General features: G+C 37.6%; 13 protein-coding genes. 8 read left to right on the forward strand and 5 right to left on the reverse strand.

The genetic code is table 11. The features are described 5' to 3' along the window. Entirely contained in the window at positions 1-840 is an 840-nt protein-coding gene (locus tag M3175_RS13200) for a 3-hydroxybutyryl-CoA dehydrogenase (RefSeq protein ID WP_251519634.1), read from the forward strand. Positions 841-857: 17 nt separating this feature from the next. Continuing rightward, on the forward strand, positions 858-1,646 hold the full coding sequence (locus tag M3175_RS13205) for an enoyl-CoA hydratase-related protein (protein WP_251519635.1): 789 nt from the start codon (positions 858-860) through the stop codon (positions 1,644-1,646). 232 nt (positions 1,647-1,878) lie between these two features. On the opposite strand, the gene M3175_RS13210 is transcribed toward M3175_RS13205, so the two are convergent. Both M3175_RS13210 and M3175_RS13215 read right to left on the reverse strand, forming a co-directional pair. Continuing rightward, positions 1,879-2,568 carry a YczE/YyaS/YitT family protein gene (locus M3175_RS13210; RefSeq protein ID WP_251519636.1) on the reverse strand — a complete coding sequence of 230 codons (690 nt, stop codon included), beginning with the start codon at positions 2,566-2,568 and terminating at the stop codon, positions 1,879-1,881. A gap of 62 nt (positions 2,569-2,630) precedes the next feature. Next, the gene (locus M3175_RS13215; RefSeq protein WP_251519677.1) at positions 2,631-3,368 is read right to left on the reverse strand and encodes an SDR family oxidoreductase; all 738 of its coding nucleotides are present in this window, start codon (positions 3,366-3,368) and stop codon (positions 2,631-2,633) included. A 155-nt stretch (positions 3,369-3,523) separates the two neighbouring features. On the opposite strand from M3175_RS13215, the gene M3175_RS13220 reads away from it, so the two are divergent. After that, the gene (locus tag M3175_RS13220) at positions 3,524-4,231 is read left to right on the forward strand and encodes a GntR family transcriptional regulator (protein WP_251519637.1); all 708 of its coding nucleotides are present in this window, start codon (positions 3,524-3,526) and stop codon (positions 4,229-4,231) included. A 235-nt stretch (positions 4,232-4,466) separates the two neighbouring features. Here M3175_RS13220 and M3175_RS13225 read toward each other — a convergent pair whose 3' ends face one another. The 3 genes from M3175_RS13225 to M3175_RS13235 all read right to left on the reverse strand — a co-directional run bounded on the left by M3175_RS13225 (position 4,467) and on the right by M3175_RS13235 (position 6,363). Continuing rightward, a complete protein-coding gene (locus M3175_RS13225) occupies positions 4,467-4,631 on the reverse strand; it encodes a hypothetical protein (RefSeq protein WP_251519638.1) in 165 nt (54 codons plus the stop codon). Continuing rightward, positions 4,607-5,374, reverse strand: coding sequence for an MFS transporter (locus M3175_RS13230; RefSeq protein ID WP_371321693.1), 768 nt, complete (start codon positions 5,372-5,374; stop codon positions 4,607-4,609). The genes M3175_RS13225 and M3175_RS13230 overlap by 25 nt, the downstream gene beginning before the upstream one ends. Positions 5,375-5,466: 92 nt before the next feature. After that, positions 5,467-6,363, reverse strand: coding sequence for a LysR family transcriptional regulator (locus M3175_RS13235; RefSeq protein WP_251519639.1), 897 nt, complete (start codon positions 6,361-6,363; stop codon positions 5,467-5,469). A 388-nt stretch (positions 6,364-6,751) separates the two neighbouring features. Here M3175_RS13235 and M3175_RS13240 point away from each other — a divergent pair, with 388 nt between their 5' ends. The 5 genes from M3175_RS13240 (at position 6,752) to M3175_RS13260 (ending at position 13,949) form a co-directional block, all read left to right on the forward strand. Continuing rightward, the gene (locus M3175_RS13240) at positions 6,752-9,109 is read left to right on the forward strand and encodes a glycoside hydrolase family 10-like protein (RefSeq protein WP_251519680.1); all 2,358 of its coding nucleotides are present in this window, start codon (positions 6,752-6,754) and stop codon (positions 9,107-9,109) included. Positions 9,110-9,288: 179 nt separating this feature from the next. Further along, entirely contained in the window at positions 9,289-10,626 is a 1,338-nt protein-coding gene (locus M3175_RS13245; RefSeq protein WP_251519640.1) for an ABC transporter substrate-binding protein, read from the forward strand. A 160-nt stretch (positions 10,627-10,786) separates the two neighbouring features. Then, positions 10,787-11,725, forward strand: a complete 939-nt coding sequence (locus tag M3175_RS13250) for a carbohydrate ABC transporter permease (RefSeq protein WP_251519641.1) — start codon at positions 10,787-10,789, stop codon at positions 11,723-11,725. A gap of 19 nt (positions 11,726-11,744) precedes the next feature. After that, positions 11,745-12,569: a carbohydrate ABC transporter permease gene (locus M3175_RS13255; protein ID WP_251519642.1), complete on the forward strand. Its 825-nt coding sequence runs from the start codon at positions 11,745-11,747 to the stop codon at positions 12,567-12,569. A 27-nt stretch (positions 12,570-12,596) separates the two neighbouring features. Further along, positions 12,597-13,949, forward strand: coding sequence for an FAD-dependent oxidoreductase (locus M3175_RS13260; RefSeq protein WP_251519643.1), 1,353 nt, complete (start codon positions 12,597-12,599; stop codon positions 13,947-13,949). Position 13,950 lies beyond the last annotated feature (1 nt).

Consider the following 13,950-nt stretch of genomic DNA (forward strand, 5'->3'; position numbering starts at 1 on the left):
ATGAAAATTGCTGTGCTAGGTTCAGGTACAATGGGAAACGGAATTGCACAGGTGTTGGCAACAGCAGGGTATGAAGTAATATTACGAGATTTAGAGCAGGTTGTTTTAGAACGTGCTCGAAGTAATATTACAACTAATCTCGAGCGTGTATTTAAAAAAAAGGGGCTACCAATAGACGAGGCTTCAGCCGTGATTCAGAGGATAACACTTACAACGGATTTAAATTTATTCCGTGAAGCCGATTTAGTCATCGAAGCAATTGTTGAACAGATGGACGTGAAGAAAAAGGTATTTCGAGAGCTTGATAGTATTTGCGAGGAAAAAACGATACTTGCCTCCAATACATCGGGCTTAAGTATAACTGAGCTTGGAGCAGCTACAAATCGACCTGACCGTGTGATAGGCATGCACTTTTTCAACCCAGTACCAGTAATGAAGCTCGTTGAAATAATTAAAACAGAGGAAACGTCTGAAGAAACCTATCAAACTATAAGTAGATTAGCAAAATCAATTGAGAAGGAAGGCATCACAGTTCAAGATTCGCCATTGTTTGTGGTAAATCGGATACTCGTTCCAATGATAAATGAAGCGATTTTAGTCCTAAGTGAAGGCTTAGCATCTGCTGAGGACATTGACAAAGGAATGGAATTAGGTGCAAATCATCCGATTGGGCCATTAGCATTAGCCGATTTAATCGGGTTAGATACATTTCTTTTTGTTGCTGAAACATTATTAAATGAAACAGGTGATTCGAAATATCGAGTACCACCTTTACTAAAGAAATTAGTAAGAGCAGGGCATTTTGGTCGAAAAACTGGAAAAGGCTTTTATCAATACTAAAGGAGGCTTAAATCAGAATGTCTGTATCTCAACAACAGCTTGTTAATTTTGGTACTGATGGTGCAGTAGGGGTTGTCCTTATCAATAATCCACCCGTCAATGCGCTAAATGCTAAGGTAATGGTGGAGCTTAATTGTGTAATAGACCAGCTAGAGAAAAATAACGAATTAAGAGCGGTTATTCTTGCGGGCGCCGGGAAAAAACACTTTGTTGCTGGAGCGGATATTAAGGAATTTCCTAACCTGACTGAAGTGACAGGAAGAGAGTTATCATTAAACGGTCACGGTATTTTTTCTAGACTTGAAAACTTAAAAATCCCTGTTATCTGCGCTATTCATGGCTATGCATTAGGTGCCGGGTTAGAGCTGGCACTAGCCTGTGATATTCGAATTGCAGATGAACAGGCCTTACTAGGTCTACCGGAGGTGACTTTAGGAATTATCCCTGGATATGGCGGAACGCAAAGATTATCACGCCTTGTTGGCTTAGGAAAGGCAAAGGAATTAATATTTTCAGGCGAAAGTATCAACGCTGAAGAGGCTTATCGAATCGGGTTAATTGATAAATTGGTTCCGTTAGGAAAGGCTTTATATGAAGCAAAGGCACTTGCTGACAAAATTGCTACTAGAGGGCCAATAGCTGTTTCCAAAGCAAAAAGTGCGGTGAATCTCGGTTTTGATACCACATTGAATGAAGGTATAAAGATCGAAGCACAGTATTTTGGCGAGCTTTGTGTAACAGAAGATAAAGTTGAAGGTGTTTGTGCGTTTATAGAGAAAAGGAAGGCTGAGTTTAAAGGGAGATAAGTTTTTTTATTAGTGAAGTAATTTAGAACAATTAAGTCTGGTATATCAAGTTACAGAACTTATATCATGATTCGTAAATATTAACAAAAGAGCCACCTGTATTTCATCAAAAATACAAGTGGCTCTTTCTATTGTCTTTGGTTTCTCCTCAATTTGTTATCAGCATCATTTTGTTAGCAAGCTTCCTGAAGAAAATCGACAAATTAATTGGATTTGTTGAGTAATCAACGATTTAAACTACTTCTATAGAATCCTTATTTGTTACGATTTCCCGTTCTTCTTCATTTATAAGATCAAATTTTCTTAAAACTGGTTGAATCATCTTCATAAAGAATCCGATTAACGGGCCCATAAGGAGCATACCAATTACGGTACCTTCCCTTAAAGTAAGTGATAATGAGAACCCAAATGTAAGTAGAACTACAAGAAGGATACATAAAAGATCGACCGATTGTCTGATAAAAACAAAATTCCATTTTGTTTTTTTGGACAATGTCATACAAAATCCTTCCAATGGAAAAGTAACAACATCTAATACCAACATAATCGCTAATGCAAAAGCTACTATTGCTAATGCAGCCATTAACAACATCACTCTAAGTATATAACTATCTATTGTAATAGATCCCCAAACCTCATAGAAAAAGAAATTAATTACAACACCAATGAGAATGGTCAAAGGCAATTGTAATAGATGTCGTATTTTAAACCCCTTTCTAAGAAGAATCAATTGGCCTACTATACAACTAGTATTAAAAATCATTCCAATCGTTCCTACTTTAATTCCAGTTAAAAAAGAAATAGATTGTGCTAATGCATCATATGCCCCCACACCAATGGAAACTTTTAAAGATAAGGATGCAGCAATCCCCACTGATATTATTATTAATGATAGAAGAAACATTTTTTTTATTTGTTTCATTATTTTATCTCCTTGAAAGAGCCAACTTTTAGTTTTTTAAAAATAGGTGTCCAGAGCACCTATTATTCCATTGGTGTCGAGGGGACCATGAGAATTTCACTAATATTAACTGTATTTGGTGTGCTAATGGCATAAGCAACGGCATCTGCGACATCACTTGATTTTAACCCGATCTCTCGTTGTAGATTCTCAATCCATTCCCGTCTTTCAGAGTCACTGATGGTTAAATGAAGTTCCGTGTTGACCGTTCCAGGTGAGATTAGCGTGCTTCGGATATGGTTATTTCGTTCCTCTTGTCGCAATGTTTCCATGATGGCGCGAACGGCAAACTTTGTTCCACTGTAAACAGCCCCTTGTTGAAAAACAACATGGCCTGCTTCGGAGGCAGTGGTTACAATGTGACCTGATTTTTGCTTTTGCATGGTTGGTAACACCGCAGCAATTCCATTTAAAACACCCATGATATTAGTATCAAGCATTTGACGCCATTCATCGATTTTTAAGTCTGAGAGCAAAGATTGTGGCATGATTCCGGCATTATTAAAGAGGACATCGACACGGCCGTGTTTTTCGAGGGCCAAATCGATCACAGCTTGAACCTCGTCATTATTCGTTACATCTGCAACCATAAAAGAAATATCAGTATTTGGTAATGATTCGACAAGCGCTTTCAAACGATCTTCACGACGTGCCGAGATAACTAATTTTGCTCCTTCTTGTGCAAGTTTCTTTGTGGTAGCCTCACCAATTCCACTCGAAGCCCCCATAATAATAACCACTTTATCTTGTATATTTGACATCATAAAGTAACACCCTTCCTTGTTATTTGTATATTCACATTATAATTGTACCGGTATAATTTTTCAATACACAAACTATTTTTTTATTCATGCAATAATTTAACTTGGTTTGTGCTATAATATGGGCAAATGAATGAAACAAATGAGGGAACGAAATGTTAAAGTACCAACAAATTGCCAGCGAAATTGAAAAATATATAGTTGACCATAACCTGCAGCAGGGAGATAAGCTTCCAATATTAGAAACGTTAACGGCACAATTTGCAGTAAGTAAGAGCACGATTACGAGTGCCTTAGATCTTTTGGAGAGAAAAGGGATTATCTTTCAAGTACGAGGCAGCGGAATCTTTGTGAGACGCCATAAACGGAAGGGCTACATCAGCCTGTTGTCCAATCAAGGATTTAGTAAAGAAATGGAGGAATCTCAGCCAACTTCTGAGGTCATCGAATTAGATATTGTTAGGCCGACACAAGAAGTGATGGACAATTTAAATATTGGAACAGAGGATGAGGTCTATTCTGTCAAACGGATTCAATATATTAATGGGGAAACATTATGCCTTGAGCATTCCTATTATAATAAAGCGATCATACCTTATTTAAATAAAGAAATAGTGTCTGAATCTATCTTTCATTACATTCAAGAGGGATTAGGATTAAAGGTTGGCTTTTCGGATATGTACCTCCACGCGGATAAATTGAATAAAGAAGAAGCGGAGTATTTAGGTCTAGAACCAGGCGACCCAAAGTTTTGCCTTGAGGTTATCTTTCATTTAACAAACGGACAGCCCTTCGACTTTTCGAAAATCACCTATAACTACAAACAATCGCAATTCTTTATCCAGGCTAACAGCCATTTTTAATCATCCTTTTGTAGAATTGGGAGTTTTGCTTGAGGGTATTAATCTAATATTCCTTTTTATCCATCCTTTTTATTTGGTGTGACAAAGACTTGCAGGGATTACATCTGCAAGTCTTTGTAGTTTTGTAAAGGTTAAATTGACGAAAAATTAAATTCCTTCAACACAAGGGTTTCCGTGAATGGAGCAAAGGTCTGCCAAAGGAAAATCACCCATAACCTAGTCTATTAGAATATCTTTAAAGATTACTAATTTCTTTGGTTGAGGCAATCGCTTTGCCGTTTTTAATTAGCACCACATAGAGTAATGCGGACAACAAACTGGAAGTGAAAATAATCACTCCTAATGGCAAAGCAGAAAATTCACCTGCCATTCCCACTAATGGGGAAGTAACAGAACCCAAAAAAATGGAAGAATCCCTAGCAAAGCAGAAGCACTTCCTGCAATTTGTCCTTGAGACTCCATTGCTAATGTAAATGAAATCGGTCCAATGATACCATTTGATGCATTGAATATAAAGAGTGAAATAACCAATGCAAATAACGGTCCATGAGACAAGACTACAAGTAGAACTGAGAGACTAGCAGCAAAAGCAAACCACAATCCAAACAAAAGAATATTACCTGGATTTACTCGTCCCGCTAGGTATTTAGTAAGTTGAGAAGCTAATATTAGACCAATCCCATTTAAAGCAAATAGTAGCGAAAAAACTTGAGGAGACACACCATAAATCTTTTGGTAAACAAAAGGACTTCCAGAAACATAAGCAAACACACCTGCAAATATGATACCTGATACAAGTGCATAGCCCATAAAAGTTCGATTTAGTGTCAATTTTTTATAGTTGTTCAATAACTCACTAAAGTTACTCTGTATCCGTTTGTCCATGGGTAGAGTTTCTTTTATCTTCCATGATGTTATGATTGTTAGGTATATTCCTAACAGTCCTGTAAAAATGAACACACCCATCCAAGAGGTATAGGATGTAACGGCACTTCCTGCAAGTGGCGAGAGTAATGGAGTGACACTAGTTATCATAGTGAGAAGAGCAAAAAACTTAGTTAGTTCAACTCCACTATATAGATCACGAACAATTGCGCGAGAGATGACCAGCCCAGCAGCAGCGACATTGACATTTGAAAAAATAAAACGCTCAGATTGAGCGTTTTATTTTTTGCTATAACGATAAGCACCTTAGTTTAAGAGCAAAATTAATAGGTTACTTCGCTGCCGTCCATTCATATAATTTGAAATTTCCGCCTAACTTCATTTAAAAACAACTCTGCAGCAGCGGATAAAACCTGATGCTTTTTCCAAACAAGGTTTAAGCTAGACTCCACTCTTGGCTCTAGCGGTCTGAAACAAAGGTTGCTATCACTGGACGTATTGACTATTTTATCAAGGACTAAGGCATAACCAATGCCTTCTTCAACCATAATGGAAGCATTGTAGGCAAGATTGTAGGTAGTCACAATGTTTAATTTATCGAAATCTTCGCCAAACCAATCCATAAATTCATTTTTTGAATATGTCTGTTTCAACGCCTGTCGTGAACAGATTAGCGGTACATTTATTAAATCGGCCGCTGTAATGGTATCTTTGACAGCAAGAGGACTGTCTTTCCTCATAATAACGCCCCAAACATCTTTAGCTGGGATATTGATATAATTGTTTTTTGAAATGTCAGCTGGTTGAATTAATATCCCAAAGTCAAGCAATCCCTTATCCAGCCGTTCTGTCACATCATCCTCGTTTCCGCTGTAAAGATGATACCGTATATTTGGATACCGTACTTGTAAATGTTTTACAACCCTAGCAATCTGTTTCATTGCTTCTGTTTCCCCGCTACCAATGTAAACATTACCACTTATTGTTTCTTCCATCGTATGAAATTCTGTCTCTAATTTTTCGACCAAATCAACTATATTCTCTGCTCTCTTTCGAAGGAGCATTCCTTCATCTGTAAGAATGATACTGTGACTACTACGAATAAAAAGCTTTTTTCCTAATTCTTGTTCAAGATCTTTTATTTGTCTGGATAAGGTTGGCTGTGTAACATGTAAAAAATCAGCAGCTGCCGTCATGCTTCCTTCTCTTGCAACTGTAAGAAAATAACGCAAAACTCTAAGTTCCATATAACACACCTCCTATAGTATGTTTTAGTATATATGTTTTTAGATATGCTCATCAAGCATATCTCGATAGCAGATATAAGGATTGGTCGTATTTTAACAGCATACCAGAAGCAACAGCAATTGAAGTTCATAGCCGTAAGAAAGTGCTTTTACCCTGTTAAATAGATATAAAAAAATTATTTTCTCAATATTTTCAGCTAACAACAATCCTTCTTTAGAATCAAATTTTTTAAAAAAAGAAAATAATTTTCATTTATTAGTAATTTATGAAATTATTTTTATTTTATTGTTGTAAGGGTGCTTGATTTGCGTTTATAATAAATTTGAAAACGCTACCATTTCTATTTGCTTGGAGCGTTAACTCTATAAAGGGGGATGAATGGTGAAAATGAAATGGAATGTTGTTACTGGTTCGATTCTTGCTTCAAGTTTAGTATTTTCTTCTATGGGGGCATTAGGGAATGTCAAAGCAGAAAATGGAGTTCCCGTGAATGTTTTAGCGGTAGTGGACCAATCGGGAGATATGATGAAAATTAATTCTCTGAACGAACGTTTGAATGATAATAAGTTAATAGCATTCAATGACATGTTCAGTTATTACACGGAGACGGATAAAGGTAGCTTTGAGGTTGTGCTTGAAAAAAGTGGCCTAAATACATATCGTGTAGTAAAGCGTACGGATGGAGACAGTGAAATCCCCGAAAATGGCCTTGTTCTCTCAACAGGTGATTTGACAACTTTAGAGATTAAAAGTTTCTTGGCACAATTGGAGAACGGTGAGACTGTTACCCTTCATGAACCAATGATAAAACAGGAACAAATGCAGACAAACGCGGTAGATCCTACTGCTCAATCAAATCCATCTGGCGCTGTTTTTGATGGATACCGCGGACCAGATCAACTCATTGTCTATACTCCTTCCTTTGGTGAATCAACGAAGACGAATCCATATGGATATGAAATTACAGTCGAAAATGGATTTGTAACTAAACTTGGTGGTGGAAACTCCAAGATTCCTAAGAATGGATTCGTAGTCAGCGGTCATGGCATAGCTTCTAAATGGATTTCTTCTAACTCTATTATTGGTGCAAAAGTGACAGTAAGTGAAACGGGATTAGTTCAAATAGTACAAGATGTAGAGAGTTTCCAATACCAAAGCAAACAGTCCATTCAGCAGGCAAAAGCAAACATTGCGAAAGCGAATGCAGAATTTTTAGATGTTGAAATGACGATGGCTGAGGAAGCGGTTCAGAAGGCAGAGGCAATTTTAAAAGAAGCGGAAGCGATGAATACGAGTGACCCGGTACGCTCTTTGGACATGACACGTCAGGCTACGCAACTTGCTTATGACGCATATTATTATTCACTTCCATCCAATATGGCAGAGCAAAGAGCAATCTGGTACCGACCAGAGGAGACTACCTTAGATGGGGTAAAACAAGTACTAGACCGTATGGAAAAAGCGGGGTTCAATTCAGTTTATCTTGAAACCACATTTTGGGGCTATACCATTTATCCAAGTGAAACAATGAAAGCCTATGGGCTTCCAGAGCAACATCCAAGGTTTGAAAATGGGAATTACGGTATGTACGGAAAAGATTTGCTAAAAGCATATATTGAGGAAGGGAAAAAACGAGGTCTTACCATTCAGGCTTGGACGGACGGGTTTATGATTGGACATGGTTCTCTTGGTTTACCTTCTCAATTTAAAAAATATCCTTCCTGGGCTGCTATTCAACGCTCCAACACAACAAGACAGCCGAAACCTGACACCTCCAATCAATATTATTGGTTAGATATAGCACAACCTGATGTTCAGACGTTCATGTTGGACATATATAAAGAAATGCAAAACAGCTACGATATTAAAGGTTTGAATATTGATTACATGCGTTATCCACACCATAAATTTGAACAGAGTTATGGTTATAGTGATACAGTGAAAGACATGTACAAAGAACACACTGGTACTGATCCAATGACAATAAACCCTACCGACAACCCATCAGAGTGGCAGGACTGGCAGGAGTGGATTCGAAATCGAGAAAATGATTTTGTCCATAAATTACATGAACAGTCAAAGGCAAATGATAAGCAATTTATGTTGACAGCAACTCCAGAGCCTGGTCCTGAAGCTGTGCTAATCAATGATTGGAAGGATGACCTTGATGGTGTCATTCCTCAAGCATACGGACATGATTTTAATAGCATCCAACAAACGGTTCAAGCAAGTAAAAAGCTAATGCCTAAAGGAACCATGTACTATACTGGTATCTATTCGTTCTACCACCATTTAAGCGAGATGGCAAGCGTCAATGACGTGATATCAGCTAAGTTTGGAACATCAGGTGTTAATATGTTTGCGTTTGGTCAAGCGAGTGCTCCATCTGTTGATGCGCTTGGGAAGGGTCCATGGAGAGAAAAAGCAGTTAACCCAGGTGAAGAGCCTATTCTAGCTAGTCTTGCAGTATTAAAAGACTTGCAGAAGGAGATTAATCATCTTTATATACCTAAAGGAGCGGTAGAAGAAACTGAAGGAATCAGTATCAGACAATCAATCAAAAAATTAGAAAAGGCAATTGAGAAAAATCCGAATAGTAGCAGCGACTATTATGAAGTAGTGGAGGAACATATTCAAAAAGCCATGTCGGCAGAAAAGCTCGATCAGGTTGTTGGAAATAGAATGAAAGACCAGTTAACAGAAACAAAAATGTGGGTGAATTATTATTTGAAGCATCAAAACTAATTAAGAAAAGAAGAGTAGTCTTTAATGGTTAGACTACTCTTCAGTGAAAAATGAAATTAATTTTCAATAAATATAAAACAGGTAAAATAATTTACAAATTGAATTGAAAGTTAAGTAGATTCCATTTATAATAAAGATTAGAAAACGCTTTCTAAAATATTCTCTAGGGGGAAAATTATATGAAGAAAAAAGCGGCAAAGAAATTCGTTGCAGGTTCAATTGTTGCAGCACTTTCAATGAGTTTAATGGCTTGTAACAAAGATCAAGCAAGCGGGGAAAAAGAGGATAACACTTCAAAAGCAGGAGAGCTATCAGGTGAAGTTACGTTATGGACGGCATCACTTGCTGGTGAACCTTTTGATACATATTTTAAAGAATTAGAAAAGGAATTTGAAGAACAACATCCCAAACTGGACGTCATTATCCAAGATGTTCCTCAGAACGAAATGGAGCAAAAAGTACTTACTTCTCTTACAGGAAGTGATGTACCTGATGTGGTCAATTTAAACCCTCACTATATGTCGAATATTGCATCTCAGGGTGGCTTGCTTGATTTAACTAATGAAATTAGTGATGAAGCAAATAATGCATATGTAGAGGGTCCATTCGAATCAGGGAAATACGATGGTAAGCTGTTTGCGCTGCCTTGGTATCTAACTACTACTGTAGCTTGGTACAATGATGATCATTTTACAGAAGCAGGTGTAACAGAATTGCCTACTACAACTCAAGGAATCTATGAAACTGCTAAGAAAGTTACTGAAGCAACTGGAAAACCTTCTTACTATCCAGTAATTAACGATGGAAATACCATCATGGAAAAAATGGTTTCTATATCAAATGGTGAACCAATTGTAAAGGATGGCAAAGCAAATCTAAAAGGTAATCAGGCTATTTTGGAATTCTTTGAGCTTACTCAAAAAATGTACAAAGAAGGTATGATTCCGCAAGAGACAGCTGAAGGATCTATCAAAACTGGCCAAGAATTATATATGGCAGGAAATATCTCCTTACTTGAAGGTGGAGTCACTTTTTTAGGTCCAGTAGAATCAGGTGCACCAGAAGTATTTAAGGCTTCTAAAGCTGGTCAACCATTAAATGATACAAATGCTCCTGTTAATGTGGCAGTAATGAACTTCGCAGTTCCTGCTAAAACAAAGAACAAAGAAGCCGCCGTTGCGCTAGCAGAATTTGTGACAAATGCTGATAATCAGCTTGAGTTTGCGAAGGTAGCAGGAACGATTCTTCCATCAACTAAAGAGTCATTAGAAGATGACTATTTCGCAAATCCGGGAGACTCACCAAAGGGTCTTGGGATGTTAGAGGCTTCTAAATCACTAAGTCGTGCTGAGGTATTGATACCACCTACTGAAAATAGTGCTGATCTTCGTGCTGCTACAAAGAACATTTTTACGAAAAACCTACAAGGAAAGGTATCACCTGAAGAAGCATTGAAAGAACTGGAAGAAGAGTGGAACAAAGCTTTTGAGAAAACGGGTGAAAAAGTTACTTTCTAAAGTGAATGCAGAGAGTTTAAGTAGTGAGGCTATGGTTTGATCCTAATTTAGAGGAAGGCAGAAATGACTACTATTTTATAAAGCTTGTACCTGCTTTGTTCGAGAGACTAGCTTTTCTAATGAAAGAGCTAGTCTCTAGTTTTTAAAAGGAGAGTTAAAGATGGAGAGAGAACCCGCAATCATTCAAAATACAAAGATTAAGCCCGTCCCGAAAAAGATAAGTTGGGGAATGAAACAAATCACACCGTGGTTATTTTTGCTACCATCCATAGCAATTTTAGGAGTTTTTCTTGTTTACCCCATTATTGAAGCATTTAAATGGAGCTTCTTAGATTATAAAATCATTGCCGGTTCCGGAGAATTTGTTGGGTTAGATAATTTTAAAGAAATTTTTTCAGATAAGTATTTTTGGAACGCATTATTAAACACAATTGTTTTTTTACTCATGGTTTTACCATTAAATGTATTTTTGCCAATGATACTTGCTGTTTTGGTAAATCAAAAAATAAGAGGAGCGGAAACTTTTCGTGTTCTTTATTACCTTCCAGTTATTACACCCATGGTAGTGGCAGCTTTAATGTGGAAAATGCTTTATTCACAAAGTGGAATTATTTCAGACCTATTTTTGAAGATAGGGATATTCGACTCTCCGACCAACTTGCTGGTCCAATCCTCTACGGCTCTAGTTGCCGTTTCTGCTATAACCGTCTGGAAAGGACTTGGCTACTATATGATCATATATTTAGCTGGTCTACAGTCGATTCCAAGGGATGTGTACGAGTCAGCTGATATTGACGGGGCTTCAATTTGGCAGCAATTCACTAGAATAACCATTCCAATGCTCACCCCATCAATTACTCTGGTTTCCGTTATGACTATTATTGCAGGTATGAAAGTGTTTGAAGAAATTGCGTTAACGACTGGTGGAGGTCCTGCTGGAGCAACCACGACACTCGTTATGTATATTTACGCAAAATTCAACAGCCTTGATGTCAGTATTGCTTCTGCAGCAGGCCTTGTACTATTGGTCCTTGCTATTGGCGCTTCACTTCTTCAAATGAAGATGACTAGTAAACGTGAAGATGATCTAAGAGCCTAAACGATCGGAGGGAACAAATATGAAATCTAAGCGTTTAAAACAAAAAGTATGGATGTACGCCCTGATGATCTTCATTACTGTTTTAACAGTGGGGCCATTTCTTATAACATTATTTATGGCAGTAAAATCCCCAGGTGAAGGAATTTACGACAGAATAATTCCAAACGATCCAACCTTTGGAAATTTTGTTATTGCCTTTAATAAAGCAAATTTTGCTACATATTTCTTAAATACAGTAATTGTTACTGGCCTTGCCATTCCTTTAAATCTATTATTCTGCAGCCTAGCAGCTTATCCGCTTGCAAGGATGGATTTTAGAGGCAGAAGTGTAGTTCTTGCTTTGATCATATCAACGATGATGGTTCCTTTTCAGCTTTATATGGCCCCCCTTTTTCAACTATCAGGTGAATTAGGACTGAGGAATACACATGTAGGCTTAATTGTTATGCAAGTCTCTACCGCATTTGGGATTTTTCTTATGCGTCAAGCTTATTTACGTGTACCAAGAGATCTCGAAGAATCGGCCTATTTAGATGGAGCAAATAAATTCAAGGTTTGGTATATGGTTGTTCTGCCCCTTGTGAAACCAACCCTGGTCACACTCGCTATTTTTACTTTCATGGGAACATGGGGTGATTATTTATGGCCACTTTTAAATTCTACTGAAAGCAACAAATATACCTTATCGATTGGCTTGGCACAGTTATCTCAAAACTTTGATGGATCAAATCTGAAGTTAATTAGTGCGGCTTCAATTTTAACTACGATTCCTACTCTATTAATCTTTATATGGTTGCAAAAGTACTTCATCTCTGGAGCTACGGATGGAGCAGTAAAAGGATAATTTAAAAGATTGGAATGAGGTGATCTATTGGATTCTTTAAGCTTCTTCGGACATGAAATTCCTATTATCTATGAAATGGATTGTATTGTAGTAGGTGGAGGAACAGGAGGTGCTACGGCTGCACTTTCTGCATTAGAAGAAAAGATCTCTACATTAATTGTGGAAAAAACGATTTCGCTCGGTGGGACACAGACAAATTCACTTGTCTCACCCATGATGCCTACTCATGTAAAAATACAGCGTATCAACCAAATGATTATTGAACGACTTAATCAAGAAAATATAAAAACTGTTGATGGTACAACAGAATGTAGTTGGTTTAATGTGGAGGCACTAAGCTATGTTCTTGAACAATTGATTACTGAACGTGGTGGAGAAATTCTTTATGATGCCAAGTTTATTGACTGTATTAAAGAAGGCGGGGACATAACCCATATTATCGTTAGTACTTGTAGTGGACTTGTTGCTATAAAAGGAAAAACATTTATTGATGCCTCGGCAGATGCCATTCTATCCAGATCAGCAGGAGTTACAGTTGAATCTGGTGATAAAGAGCAACGGAATCAACAGATTTCCTTTAGATTTGAAATGGGTGGAATTAACATCCCCGTTCTAAGAGATTTTATTCTTTCAAAGGGAGAGACCTTTTGCAAAATTGAAGACCCGGAATTCTTTGAAATTGCCATGGTTCCTGGAAAAGGCCATTTTCTAGAGCCCCTGTTTAGAAAAGGATTGGAAAATGGAGACTTGATGGAAGAAGACCTTCGATACTTCCAAGCCTTTACTCAACCTGGTAAACCAACAGTCATGTCGTTTAATTGCCCACATATTCCTGGAATAGTAAAGACGACTGACCCGAAACTCCGTTCCAAGGCAGTTGTAAAAGGTAGAGAGATGATTCATAGACTTGTGAAATTTTTACCAAAGTATGTACCTGGATTTGAACATGCTTTTCTTTTAAAGGAAGCTAACCAACTGGGCATAAGGGAATCATGGAGAATTATTGGTCAATATGTACTAACAGAACATGATTATGTGAACAGATCCCGATTTGAAGACGGTATTGCACGGGGGGATTGGTATATCGATGTTCACAGTGTATCAAAGGAAGATGTGAACCAGTCCAAATTCTTTAAGGGGGAATACTACGAAATCCCTTATAGGTCAATGATTACTAAGGAAGTAAATAACCTTGTTGTGGTCGGGCGACATATATCATGTACATTTTTAATGCAGGCCTCTTTAAGAATACAGCCAACGGTAAGAGACATGGGGCAGGCAGCAGGACTTGCTTGTGCACTTTCTGTAAAAGAGTCCCTTGGACTAAATCGGATCAATGGTGCTGTACTTAAAAAGAAACTTCAACTTGCGGAGGAATGAC

Source organism: Robertmurraya korlensis (assembly GCF_023715225.1).
GTDB lineage: Bacteria > Bacillota > Bacilli > Bacillales > Cytobacillaceae > Robertmurraya_A.